The 12,745-nt window shown below is 47.4% G+C and carries 8 protein-coding genes and 1 pseudogene; 4 read left to right on the top strand and 5 right to left on the bottom strand.

What is annotated here, in order from left to right; all coding sequences use genetic code 11:
• Nucleotides 1-4 precede the first annotated feature (4 nt).
• Together O5O45_RS13075 and xrtA are read right to left on the bottom strand one after the other, a co-directional pair.
• On the bottom strand, nucleotides 5-967 hold the full coding sequence (locus O5O45_RS13075) for a polysaccharide deacetylase family protein (protein ID WP_305905658.1): 963 nt from the start codon (nucleotides 965-967) through the stop codon (nucleotides 5-7).
• Nucleotides 968-1,099: 132 nt separating this feature from the next.
• Nucleotides 1,100-2,629, bottom strand: a complete 1,530-nt coding sequence (xrtA, locus tag O5O45_RS13070; RefSeq protein WP_305905657.1) for an exosortase A — start codon at nucleotides 2,627-2,629, stop codon at nucleotides 1,100-1,102.
• Nucleotides 2,630-2,868: 239 nt separating this feature from the next.
• On the opposite strand from xrtA, the gene O5O45_RS13065 reads away from it, so the two are divergent.
• The 4 genes from O5O45_RS13065 (at nucleotide 2,869) to O5O45_RS13050 (ending at nucleotide 8,150) form a co-directional block, all read left to right on the top strand.
• On the top strand, nucleotides 2,869-3,603 hold the full coding sequence (locus O5O45_RS13065; RefSeq protein ID WP_305905656.1) for a PEP-CTERM sorting domain-containing protein: 735 nt from the start codon (nucleotides 2,869-2,871) through the stop codon (nucleotides 3,601-3,603).
• A gap of 342 nt (nucleotides 3,604-3,945) precedes the next feature.
• Nucleotides 3,946-5,685, top strand: a complete 1,740-nt coding sequence (locus O5O45_RS13060; protein ID WP_305905655.1) for an SLC13 family permease — start codon at nucleotides 3,946-3,948, stop codon at nucleotides 5,683-5,685.
• Between the two features lie 161 nt (nucleotides 5,686-5,846).
• On the top strand, nucleotides 5,847-6,971 hold the full coding sequence (locus O5O45_RS13055; protein WP_305905654.1) for a glycosyltransferase: 1,125 nt from the start codon (nucleotides 5,847-5,849) through the stop codon (nucleotides 6,969-6,971).
• A gap of 12 nt (nucleotides 6,972-6,983) precedes the next feature.
• Entirely contained in the window at nucleotides 6,984-8,150 is a 1,167-nt protein-coding gene (locus O5O45_RS13050) for a DegT/DnrJ/EryC1/StrS family aminotransferase (protein ID WP_305905653.1), read from the top strand.
• Nucleotides 8,151-8,210: 60 nt separating this feature from the next.
• On the opposite strand, the pseudogene O5O45_RS13045 reads toward O5O45_RS13050, so the two are convergent.
• The 3 genes and pseudogenes from O5O45_RS13045 to prsR form a co-directional block, all read right to left on the bottom strand.
• A pseudogene (locus O5O45_RS13045) lies at nucleotides 8,211-8,407 on the bottom strand (integrase core domain-containing protein); the annotation flags it as partial.
• 285 nt (nucleotides 8,408-8,692) lie between these two features.
• A complete protein-coding gene (locus O5O45_RS13040) occupies nucleotides 8,693-11,347 on the bottom strand; it encodes a tetratricopeptide repeat protein (protein WP_305905652.1) in 2,655 nt (884 codons plus the stop codon).
• Between the two features lie 25 nt (nucleotides 11,348-11,372).
• A complete protein-coding gene (prsR, locus tag O5O45_RS13035; RefSeq protein WP_305905651.1) occupies nucleotides 11,373-12,725 on the bottom strand; it encodes a PEP-CTERM-box response regulator transcription factor in 1,353 nt (450 codons plus the stop codon).
• Nucleotides 12,726-12,745 lie beyond the last annotated feature (20 nt).

Here is a 12,745-nt window from a genome sequence, read left to right as displayed (position 1 = left end):
TACGTTATCCATTGCTTAGTGTTGCGAAGAAGCTTATTTTTGATGAGGCATTGCCATCATGAAGGTTGTGGCGCCTCAACTGCATCAATGGGGTGTCAGGGGTGTTTGCCCCCTGTTTAGTCGTGCAGGCGGCGCTATAGTTTTCAGCTACAACCTGCATGCCTTTTTCTGAAGTATTTCCATTGGGATAGCAAAAAAATGTGGGCTGCCTCCCTGTTGATTGTGCAATTTTCTCTCTGGATGTAGCTATTTCGTATTCTAACTCATCATCGCTTGTTATCTTGTCAAGTCGTAAGTGGCGACAAGTGTGGGAGCCAAAATCAACCCCGCCCCCGTCTAATAATGCCTTAATATCTTCTTGGCCCAGCAAATTTCGGGCTTGAGAGGTATCAATCTTTTCCCTGAAGGTCTCTAGGGCTGTTTGATCTATTAGGCTGTTTAGCACCCTGTCATCTAATGCTTTGCAAAGATTAATAATGGGGTCTAATTGCTCTATGTCTGGGGGGCTGCTCCAACTTAGAGTTGCGCCCAAGTCTTTCAGCCATTGGAACTGTGTCTGATCAAATGCACTGGGCGCATCTTTGAACGTTTGCTTCAGGAGATATATTAGTTTTTCTGGCCAAAACAGTGTGTCGTGCTCTATGTAGTCTGCCACCAGAAAAATTGTGCTAAATATCTTCTCCTTGGTAAGGAGGGGGATAGCAAACTCTGCATTGTCCCGCCAGCCATCATCGAAGGTTATTGCAAAATAAATATTTGCTGGAAGAGAATCCTTCTCCTGTGTCCATCGCTCAAGAGAAATTGGGGTCGCCCCAAGACTCCTCATCCATACTACATGCTGAGCTATCAGCTCTGGCGCTATCACCATCCCTGGTTGTTCGTAGTCCCTCCGAGGATCGCTCTTTGGAAGCGTGCGATGGTAGGTTAATACGTATAACGTTGGGTGGGCTGGCTTTCTATTTTTCATCAAGAAGCCTGCGTAGCGTAGGATTTGAAATACTTGTTTGACAGAACTTTTTACAAACACTTTGGCGCCTAAGATGTGAAGCAGCTCCTGTGTGATAATCAGACTTTACACATAGGAGCTTTGGGTTTGGGTCTAAATTTTACTGTTAAAGTGTTTGGCTACAAATTGGGATAGCGAGTCCAAGGCTGCATCATTTGCGTTACACTCTTGCGCGGAGTTGCAGTATTTCGCAATTGCGATAAGTCCGCCAGACTCGTCGCCAGCAAGCTTGGAGAAGGCTCCAAATACTTTTGCTTCGATATTGGTCTCCGCGATAAATCCGCCAACTTGATACCAGTGCCTTATTAACACGTAACTCTCAGCGCTTTTCCTTTTCAATAACGTTTTCGCCACTTTTAGTTCCGGGGTGGTGAAGGGTAATCTAATCGAAGATCTGCTAACTAAGCTCCACTGTTTATCATCGAAAAGAAGATTGTTAAAGTATATCAGCTCTTTGCCTTGGTGCTGATCAAAGTACCAGTTTATGCTGAGTTGCAAGCTTTCGCCCGCTTCATTGATATAAACGCCGCTGGCGCTTAAATCTGTGTTGTGAAAATCGGGCTTCCAGTCCATGTCCTTAATAAGGGGCCCTTTCCAGTTTTGATCGCCAACAGGTAAGGCCTGGAAACGTACTGAATTTACAGATTCATTCTGTGTTGTTAAGGAAAGTATAAACAGCCATGCAGGAGAAAAGAGCAAAATTAACAGAGTGATGCTGACTAATAACGCATGTCTGCGAAATTGAGGCTGGTAAGGTGGGTGGTTCGTGGGACTAGTTCCTTTTTCATCAGGGGTTCCCCTTCCAGTCTTCTTTTCAATGTAATGGGCGGATATGAACAAAGGTAGTAGGCATACTAACGCGAAAATGATCCACCCATAGACTTCGTGATCATTAACTAGCGAGCTTTTCATGTCAGTCTGATATCCTGCGTATATAATGCCAAAGACTCGAACCCAGTTCGCTAGCATCGAAAGAAATATGCTGATAGAAAAGAGCATTAGGCTTCTTCTAATGTCTTGTAAATACAAAATTCCATAGACATTTGCTATGAACATGGCAACTAATAGGTATCGAGATCCACTACAGCCACCCGCTACAAAAAACGTTCCTTGGGGAATGGTAATATAAAGATCTCTTATTACCGCTGGGATATCGAATATGCCAAGTAGAATTTGGTTGGTAAAAACAGTAATTCTTTGTAGCAATGGTGCAATGTCGTCCCATACCGGCAAGGCAAAATAGAGTAGAGCTAAAGTGGGAACGGCTTTTATGAAGAATTGTTTGCCATATAAGAGCAGTCCGCTAAAGATTAGGAGGCTGGGTAGGCTCAGGGTGGCCACAGTTTTAACATCCGCTGCCTTGGCTAGCAGATGCGCAGAGGCCGTAACTACTAATGCGGTAAGGAATAGCCACCAACTGTTAGGCTGAAGCTTAAGGATTTCTTCACGCTTTGTGTAAAGGAGCCATATGGTGACAAAGAAGACCAAGAAGCCATGCGTATAATCGTATGAGTCATTCCAAAGCTGAAATAACGACAGCCAATCTTGCCAATAACCTAGGGATATGGCTAAAAGTACTAGAAAAATTGTGATCAGGTTAAGTTTTTTAATCTCTGACTGCATTGCTCGCACAACTAAAATTCAGTGATTGCGCACTATAAAGAAGAATAAAAACGGAGATCAACTGGTTTTGTGACCTTATAGCTCCCTTGTCAGTTTTTTTTACATTTCCAAGGTTTTTGTGGCTGTTCTATCTTTCTTATGCTTATGATAAATAAAGAAATATCAATTATGGTATGAGATGTGCTAAAGTGATGGCGGGTTTATCATCACTTTCTTTCAAAAGAAAAAAGGAATCGGTTATGAGTTCTTTCACTAAGTCAACTTTGGCGGCGCTGGCAATCGGTGTTGCTGCGGCTTCTGCAAATGCTGCAACGATCAACGACGGCTATAACGGCGCTGGTCTTTCCTACAATGGCGACGTATTCGGCGACGCAAAGATTTATCAAGTGGATCGTATGGAAGTTTCCTACGATGCAGACAACCTTTACGTGAACGTATACACCAACTTCTTTGAGGGCGCTGACAGCCTGGGTCATAAGTTCGGTGATTTGTTTATCAGCACCAATGGCTGGAATCCTAACGGCACTGCGGCAAACCGTTATGGCACGGACGATGTCAGTAATGGCGAGCACTGGGAGTATGCTCTGGACTCTGCAACTGGCGACTTGTATAGCCTGTCAGATGTAGACTACGCGTCTCAGTTGGTTCTATCTGGCCCAGGTTCTGTTCGTGTGAATCAAGAAGTTGGCGTTAAAACTGACGCTGCTAGCTTAGTTGCTGGTGAAACTTCTAGTGCTGACTTGAGCGGTGCAAGCGCTGCAGTTGGTTCACTGGGCGTTCTGTCATTCACTATTACCTTGGCTGACCTGGGTATTACTGATCTGAGCAAATCTACTGCTCTGGGTCTGCGTTGGACTATGACCTGTGCTAACGACGTTATCGAAGGTGGCTTCAACGTTCCTGAGCCAGGCACTCTGGCAATGTTGGGTCTGGGCTTGGTTGGTTTGGGTCTTTCTCGTCGTAAGAAAGCTTAATTCAGCAAAGTTTAAAGACTAAAATAGAAGGGGTGTAAAGTTTTCTTTACGCCCCTTTTATCTATCGATAGGTTTTGTCCCAAATTCCTGTGTAATAGGTAGCAGGATCTTATAGATGCTCATCGCTCAAATTTTAATTAGCCTGTTTACTGAGGTTGAGTGTAGTACTTCTTGAGTGTTGTTACTAATATATGCCCTGCCAAAAGTGAGGCATGATTTTTTCGGTCCCCTCCTAATGTTTCGTGAAATAAGCGTCTAATTTTGCTGTCGCTGAAATTGCAGGTATTTCAAAGGTGTGGTGGAATGTGCGTTTTGGCGGGTTAGCATAATATGGGAGATAATGTGTTCGGCGAACTAGACCTCTGGTTATCTGCGCTGGTGGTTTTGTCAATCCTTGTTGCGCTGGCAGTCACATCTCTGCGCCCTGCAATGGTATTTATTTTCGGTCTTGTCACTCTGTATGTTTTTGGGTTGGTGGATCGAGAGAAGATGCTGGCAAATTTTACTAACACTTCGTTGGCCTCACTGGCTTTGTTGCTCCTGTGTTCTGTTGCGCTGGAGAAAACACTGCTGTTGCCGCGCATCGCGGGCTGGATAGTCGGAAGTACGGAGCGAGGTAGCTTACTGAAGACCATTGGGGTGGCGGGAATTGTAAGCAGCTTTGCAAATAATACAGCTGTTGTTAGTTCCCTTATTGCACCGCTGAAGAATAATAACTCTATTTCACCTTCGCGCCTGCTAATTCCTCTTTCTTATGCATCCATTCTTGGTGGCGTTCTCACTCTCGTTGGCACCTCCACGAACCTTATTGTGGATGGTTTTGTTCGTGAGGCGGGGTATCCTCCGCTGGCGTTGCTTGATTTTGCGTGGGTTGGGCTGCCGGTTTTCATTTGTGGTTGTGCGTGTATTGTGTTTTTGAGCGTGCGTTCCTTGCCTAAAAATGGCAAGACAAAATCCGCACTGCAATCAGAGTACTTTCTTGAATACACAGTGTTGTCTCAATCGCCGCTGATTGGTAAGACAGTGTCTGAGAATGGGTTCAGAAATTTGGAGCAGCTATTTCTTGTAGAAATTATTCGGCGGGGGCACTTGATTACGCCAGTGACGCCTTCCGAGCTAATAGAACCTAACGATGTGCTTATTTTTGCTGGCGATATTTCTCAAGTTCAGTTACTGAGCCATTTTCCGGGCTTGGTGCCTTTCGACGATAAGCAGGACCTTCTTGAGAGAAACTTGGTGGAAGTGGTGGTGACTCAATCATCACAACTGAAAGGGAAGACTCTAAAGGAGGTTAACTTTCGGGCGATGTTTGATGCTGGGGTCGTTGCAATTCGTCGGGGGGATGAGCGCCTAAAGGGTGGGCTGGGTAAAATTCGGATATTTCCGGGTGATGCGTTAGTCCTGGCTGTGGGTGACGACTTTATGAATATGCCCAACTTGGCTTCTAATTTGTTGGTAGTTAGGGGGTTACGCACAAACCAAAAGTTCTCTGGGCTCAATAGCGCTTTAATAGTCTTGGGTTTTCTGGGGATGCTGTTGGGAAGTGCGATGGGGCTTTATTCACTTTTTGATGGTGCTTTGTTTTTGCTTCTTTTTTATATATCAATGCGCTTCATCAGTTTGAATGAATTGTTCAGAAAATTACCAATAGAGCTGATCTTGATAATTGGCGCTGCGCTGGGCATTGCCCAAGCTATGACTCAAAGCGGCTTGGCTGATGTTGTGTCTACTGGAATTATGTCTGTTTTTGGTGGACTGGGCCCTTGGGGGGCTTTGGCGGGTATATATTTGGCGACTTGGTTGTTAACGGAATTGATAACAAATAATGCTGCTGCGGCGCTAGCGTTTCCTATTGCCTTGGCGGCGGCAGAGAGTATGAATGTTGATCCAAAACCATTTTTTATGGTGGTGGCCTATGCTGCGAGTGCGAGCTTTCTCTCGCCTTATGGCTACCAGACAAACTTAATGGTTTACTCCGCTGGCAACTACCGGTTTTTGGACTACATCAAAGCGGGGGCTCCTGTGGCATTGGTTTATGGTGTCATGGTGGTCTTGCTTACGCCGTTGTTTTTCCCTTTTTAATGGTTGAATCCACAGCTAAAAATTCCAACTTGCGATTGGCGATATGCTAATATCCTGCGCCAAACACGGTGTTGACGTAATACCTGATTATTATGGGGTCGCGTTAATGTATGTGGATGGGGTTTGAGAAGAATTTCAGCTTAATTTTGAATAGGTGACCCATGCTCAAAATACTATTCTGGGTGGCGTTGTTTGGCGCAGTGTATAGTTACTTTCTATATCCTTTGATTTTGAAGCTGCTGCCAAAAAGAAGAATGGTCAGGGCGGAAGGGGCGGCCTCAAGAAAAGTCTCTCTCATTATCACAGCTCACAACGAGCGAGATCGTATTCGGGAGAAGATAGAAAACAGTTTGGAGCTGGACTATCCCGACATGGAGATTATTGTTGCGTCAGACTGCTCTACTGATGAAACGGACGATATTGTCAGAGAGTACGCGGATAAAGGGGTTCGGCTAGCCAGAGCTGATGAGCGCAAGGGGAAAGAGTACGCTCAGTTGCAAGCGATCACTATTGCTGCGGGCGAAATTCTTGTGTTTTCGGATGTGGCGACAAAGATCCCAGCTGATGCAATCAAAAAGTTGGAAAGCTACTTTGCAGATGAAAGAGTAGGGGCGGTGTCCAGTGAGGATCGCTTCATTACCAATGATGATCAGGTGGCGGGAGAAGGAGCGTACGTCAAGTACGAAATGTGGCTGCGTCGCTTGGAGTCCGAACGTTTTGGTTTGGTTGGGTTGAGCGGTTCTTTCTTCGCTGCAAGAAAGAAGGTATGTGAAGAATGGGATATTTACTCCCCTAGCGACTTTAATACAGCCCTCAACTGCGTGAAAAAAGATCTGGTTGCGGTGACGGCTCCTGATGTGTTGGGGTTTTATAAAGACGTTGCTGATCCGCAGAAAGAGTACCAGCGTAAGGTGCGGACAATTATCAGGGGAATTACCGCGTTGTCGCGTCATCCCCAGGTTCTAAGTCCTGTGCAGTTTGGTTGGTTTGCGGTTCAAGTGTTAAGTCATAAAGTAATGCGCTGGGCCGTTCCCTGGTTTTTGGCGGCGTTGCTAGTTTTTAGTTTGCTTCTGAATTACCAGGGAGGAGTCTATTCCTTGGTGCTGTTAGGGCAGATCGCGTTTTACTTGCTGGTATTGATTGGCCATTTCAAGCCAGATTTGCGTGAAAAAGTGTATGTGAAAATTCCTTACTTCTTTGTCCAGGTAAACTTGGCGATTGCCAAAGCTACCATTGATTTCTTCAAAGGGACGAGAATGACCGTATGGACGCCATCCAAACGATAATAGGAAGTGAACGTGTTAGCTAAAGTCAGGCCCGTAGGCGGCAGAGTTTATCAGTCGCAAGATGCGCCGGTGGATATTCCATGGAAAGCGAATTATCAGCATATCTACACTAATAGTGGTACTGCAGCCTTATCCTTGGCTGTGGCTGCTGCGATGCAAGCAAAAGCGTCATCAGTTGTTGGTGCCCCGGAGGTTATTCTACCCGCGTATGCCTGTCCAGATTTGGTGGCGGCGTTAATTGCCCAAGGGGCGTCTCCTGTTCTGGTTGATTTTGAGGCGGGTTCTTTTTTTCTGGATCTTGGAAAGCTTCAGCAGGCGTTGACTGGAAATACGGTTGCTATTGTAGCTGTTAACTTTCTGGGTATGTATGAGCGATTGCATAAGCTGAGGGAGATTGCTGACGCCCAAGGCGTTATGTTAATAGAAGACTCGGCTCAGGCCCCTGTTCCCTTGTCTGCTGAGGCGGCGTATGCGGATTTCGCCATACTCAGTTACGGCAGAGGGAAGCCTGTAAATCTGATGGGGGGTGGTGCGCTGTTATTTAAACCTGTCCATTCCGAGCTCATTTCGGGTGTAACGGCAGGACTTGTGCGTTCACAGCTTGTCGTTAATTGGGTGTGGAAGCTGAAGGCGCTCATCGTGAATACACTAGTAATGCGTTATCCGTATGGAGTGCTGGAACGCATACCTTTATTGAATATTGGCGCTACGACTTATCACCCTCTTCAGTACATTGAAGTGAGGGAGGGGATGGATCAGCTCGTCTCAGTAGGTCTTAAGCATTTTTACGCTATTCGTGAAGCTCAAGTGGCTGCGTACGCTAAAGGGTTGGCGGAACTTCAGAATGCTGGCTGGAAGCTTGTGGTGGATGGCGAGGCTAATGATGTTTCGCGAAAAGGCTTGTTGAGGTTTCCAATCCTGGCCCCTACGCGTGCGACGCGTGATCATTTGGAGTTGGAGCTGAATAGGCTCGGATATGGCGCTAATGCGTTTTATCGGGTTCCTTTGCCCGAAATAGAAGGGATTAATATGCGTCTAAAAAATGGTAGAGATGATTTCCCTGCTGCTAAAGAGTTTGCGGATAGGTTGTTAACATTACCATGCCACGAAGGAATAACTGTCGGAGAAATAGATGAAGTTATTGATGTGGTGAAAACAGTGGCAAAGTTGGCATGCTGATGCCGATCTAATCTATTTGCATTGTGTCTAGTCCTAAAATAGGTTGACACCTATTTCGTCTCAGAACGCCCGATGCACCGCATCGGGCGTTTTGTATTTCAGGGCCAGATGTGGCCTCTCCCGGTTATAAATACCCACGGACTCATCGACCGTCGTCCGGGCCTGCCCAGGTTCCCTGGCCGCACCGGTAGGAACTGCGTTTTCAAGATCCCGTTCGCCCGCTCCATCAGCGCGTTCTGATAGCAGTCATAACCGTAAGCTACTTGATTCGCTGTTCCGGGGTGGGTGGGGAGCTCGGCATGGTAGGATTCTGGCTCACCGCCTTCCACCTGATCCACTGCCGCCTGTTTAAAAGCCAGGGTGTGGTCCTGTTGTGTCCGCTTAACTCGTTGATTCATCACATTCTCTCAAAGTCAGGGCTGGAATGTGTCAACTCTATTCAGGACGGGTCATTGGCATAAAAAAGGGGCGCTAAACAGCGCCCCTTTTTAATTATTATAGCGACCTGGATATGTCCTGGGCCGCCAGCTTAGGTTGTTATTTTATTGGCCAGCCGCTTTGGCCACTTCATCATAGTGGGCTTTGATTTCTTCGGATTTGCTGTCCAAAGACGCTGCCTTCTTTAAGATGGGCAGGGCATTTTGGGCGTCGCCATTTTTGTACAAGATCCAGCCATAGGTATCAGCGATAGCTGCACTCTCTGGCTGCAATTTGTAGGCGTTTTCCGCCAGCTCCAACGCTCTGGCGTCGCCTTTTTCAAAGTAGAGCCAGGACAGGTTGTTAAGCGCTACAGCGTCATTGGGGCGGATCTGACGCAGCTTTTCATACTGTTCGATCGCTTTATCGGGCATGTTGTTAGCTTGGTAGCCCATGGCGAGCAATGTAATGGTTTGTGGGCTATTTGGCTCAATGGAAACCCACTCCTCAAGTGGTTTTAGTGATTTCGCGCCAGCCTGAGCTTTTTTCAGCGTTTCATGCATCTTAATAGCCAGAGACTGGCTTTGTTTTTGATACCAGGCTAGCTGGAATGCATTGATTGCTTTTTCGTATTCGCCTTTACTGTAGTAGTGGTCGCCTTCCACTTCATAGGGGAGGGAAGAGTCGCTAAATTCTTTTTTGATTTCGTTGAGCAGTTTTACGCCTGCGGCTTCATTGTCCGTCAGAAACTCAGTTTTAACGGGTAGCAGTCTCGCTTCTATGCGATCAGGCAAAGTCTTGGCTACTTCTGTGGCTAGTTTGCGAGCTTCCTCATTCTTCTGAGCTTTGATTAAGCTAGGAATTTCTAATGTGGCGACCAGAAGTGTCGTGCTTTCTAGCTGTGATCCGGCTGAATCGAGGCCTTTGGCTTTATTCAAGAATTGGCGCGCTTTATCAAACTCGCCAGTGCGAGCATAGAACTCCGCCAGCGTTAGACTGGGGGCTGCCGTGGTGGTCACGTTATTTGCAATATCCTCTAAGTAAGAGGTAGCTTCGTCAAGCTTGTTAAGCTTATTGGCGGCCTCAAACAAAGCGCGAATTAGTGCTAAGTCTTCGGGGAACTGCTTGACAGCCCCTTTTGTTTCGTCCAGCAGTTTGTTCCAGTTCTGTGTCTTTGCGAACAGCAGAATGGAGTTGCGGTATGGCGTTTTCAGGTCTGGAGAAATCTTCTTGGCTTGGTCAAACGCCTTTTCTGCTTTATCAAACTGGTCGAGGCTGGAATAGTATGCGCCCTCTGCATTAAGCGCCAAGGCGCTATCTGGAATCGCTTTTTTCCAATCTTCGATTTCTGACTTGGCCTGGTCGCCTTTTCCTGCCTTAGCGTAAGCGGAGACCAGAAGCGCGCGAATACCTTCGCTCTTGGGGTTCTTGTCCTTGCTGTCTGAGAGCAAGGTAATGGCTTTGTCTGCTTGACCATTGGCCAGATAGGCTTTGCCTAGTTTATCGACCAATACAGTGTTGGATGAATCCAGCGCCAACGCTTTTTCAAGCGCTTCTACGCCGCTCGCCAGATTCCCAGACTCTAGCTCGGCTACGCCGTAAATAGACAGCGAATCGGGATCTTCCTTCGGTAATTTTTCTACCAGGCGAGCTGCGGCTTCGGGTTGCTGCAGCTTAAGCTTGGTGGCTGCCAGGGCTTTGGTGACGGCGCTGTTGACGTCTTCCGTTGCGAATTGGCTCAGGTATTTGTCGGCTGCTTCCCAGTCGCCTTGCTGATATTTCACCATGCCCAAAAGAACGCCTGCTTCTCTGTGCCCCGGCGCTTTTTCAAGAATACCTTTCAGGTACTCTTCAGCTTTTGTATAGTCCTTGTTCTTAACTGCTTCGAGCGCTGAAACATAGCTGTTCTTGATGCTGCCAGGACCGGATTTATCCAGTACTTCCTGGTAGGTGAAGGCTTCGGCATGTTTGCCTTGGGCGCGCAGCACTTCGATTAATTCTGAAATGGTCTGATACTTTTGCAGCGTCATCAGGTCATACTGGCCAATGTCTTCCAGCGCACGGACATAGGCGTCTTCGGCGGCAGGGAAATTCTTGTCCAGGGCGGACATTTTGGCTTTCCAGAGCCAAACGTCAGAATCATTTGGCGCAAGCTCCTCGGCTTTCTTCAGCTCCGCTGCCGCGCCATCCTTGTCATTCTGTAAAAATGAGGCTTTGGATAAGCCAAGTAGCGCCTGGAATGATTTCGGGTCAGATTGGAGTGCTTTGTCGTAGAGAGTGCGAGCTGCGTCAGTATTGCGTTTTGACAGTTCTATATCGCCTCTTACGATGTCTGCTCGAGCTGACAAAGTTGCGTTAGGCTCTTGTATCTTGTCGAGTTCGACCATGGCGTCATCAACTTTTCCGAGCAACAGCAGGGACTTCGCCAAACCAACGTGGGCTTCATTAAGCTCGCCCTTTGAGGCTGTTTCCGGTTGAACTTTCAGCATTTGCTCATAAGCATCTTTTGCTTTGACGGCGTCGCCGGTAATCAGCAAAGTTTCGGCGATGATCAGAAATGGCTTTCTGCTGGAAGGGTTGATGTTGATAGCGTTTTGCGCTTCACGAATACTTGCTTTTAGCTGCCCTTGTTTTTGAAAAAAGCGAGCCTGATCCAAATGACTCTTGAACTGAATTTCTTCCTTGGAGGGGGCGCTGTTGTCTTGGCCGCTACATGCAACCAAGAGGCTGAATGCGGCCATAATTATAATTTTAAGGGATACTGCTTTTCGAAGTAGCATGATTGTTTCCTTGATTCACCCTGTATCAGGAGGACGAAATATTGTACTTATCGGTCAGGTTATACAGCGTCGGTCGGGTTATGCCAAGCAACCTGGCCGCTTTAGCCATATTGTTTTGAGTAGATTGCAGCGCTTGAATTATAGCCTGCTTTTCCGCCTCTTCGCGGACTTGGCGAAGATTCAGAATATCCCCGGCGAACTGAGGTTGTTCGCCGAGCTCCAGATCCTTGGCTGTTATTTTCTTTTCGTCGCACATGATGGTTGCGCGCTTTATTTTATTGATCAGCTCACGAACGTTACCCGGCCACTCGTAACATTGAATGGCGCGGATGGCGTCGTCACTGAACCCAATGACGCCCTTATCAAGCGTTTTCGTAAAGTTCTCCAGTAGCGATCTGGCGATAACAATGGAATCGCCCATGCGCTCGCGCAAAGGAGGAACTTTTAAGGTGATTTCGCTGACCCGGTAGTACAGGTCCTCCCGAAAATGACCTTCGGCGATAAGCTGGGTGACTTCTCTGTGAGTTGCGCAGATGACGCGAACGTCGACTGGGATTTCTTTCATCCCGCCGACGCGCTCAATGACGCGTTCCTGTAGGAAACGCAGCAGCTTGGCTTGCAGAGACATTGGCATATCGCCGATCTCATCCAAAAATAGAGTTCCGCCGTGAGCTAACTCTATTTTTCCCTTTTTCATTTGAGTGGCGCCGGTGAACGCGCCTTTTTCATAGCCAAACAGCTCGCTTTCCAGCAGGTTTTCAGGAATGGCGGCGCAGTTGATTGCGGCGAAATTGTGGTCTGCGCGGGGGCTCAGATCATGAATCGCACGTGCGAGCACTTCCTTGCCTGTACCTGTTTCACCAAGGATGAGTGTGGTGACGTCAGCAGGAGCGATCTTCTCCACCGTTCGACATACCTCCAACATTTGAGTGCTGGAAGCGATGATGCCTTTCAGGCGGGAGGTGGATTTGCTTTGCTGAAGCTCCCGGTTTTCATGCTCAAGTTCATACAGGCGGAAGGCGCGATTGACGACGAATGACAGAATGTCCGCATCAAGAGGTTTTTGATAAAAATCGCTGGCGCCCATACCGATAGCTTTCACCGCATTCTCGCGTTCTTCGCGACCGGTCACGACTATGATTTTGGTCATCGGCGCAAGCGTAAGAATTTCCTGAAGCAACGCAAAACCTTCACTGGCTCCGCCAGGATCGGGAGGTAAACCCAGGTCAAGAGTAACGACCTGCGGTTCGACGCGTCGAAGATGCGACAGGGCTGATTCACGGTCGTCGGCGACGAAGACTTCTGTGTCCTCAAAACACCAACGCATCTGGCTTTGAAGACCCGGGTCGTCTTCAACAATGAGTAGTTTTTTCTTCACAGACTGATCGAACCTTAAAT

This window comes from Hahella sp. HNIBRBA332 (assembly GCF_030719035.1).
Classification (GTDB): Bacteria; Pseudomonadota; Gammaproteobacteria; order Pseudomonadales; family Oleiphilaceae; genus Hahella.
The sequence above is the reverse complement of the archived record's forward strand: the minus strand, read 5'-3'. Positions and strand labels throughout refer to the sequence as shown.